Below are 257 nucleotides of genomic sequence, written 5' to 3'. Positions count from 1 at the left end.
AGCTACCTCCGGAATAGGTAAATCCACAGCAGAACTTCTGGCAAAACAAGGAAACAGAATCATTATATGTGGAGGGAGAAATGAAGTACTTAAATCTTTAGATACTGAGCTTTCTCTATATACCGAAATATTTAGTTTAAAATTTGATGTAAGGAATCTTGAAGAGGTTGAAGCAGCCATCAATTCCCTTCCTGAAGAATGGAAAGATATTGATGTTCTGATTAATAATGCAGGAAATGCTCATGGACTTGATCCAC

General features: G+C 36.2%; 1 protein-coding gene. It reads left to right on the top strand.

The genetic code is table 11. The features are described from left to right. Window positions 1-257 (top strand): SDR family NAD(P)-dependent oxidoreductase (locus SB679_RS25205; protein WP_410705062.1); only part of this gene is annotated, 257 nt, incomplete at both ends.

Source organism: Chryseobacterium sp. SIMBA_029, from assembly GCF_046535275.1.
Lineage (GTDB): Bacteria > Bacteroidota > Bacteroidia > Flavobacteriales > Weeksellaceae > Chryseobacterium.
The sequence above is the reverse complement of the archived record's forward strand: the minus strand, read 5'-3'. Positions and strand labels throughout refer to the sequence as shown.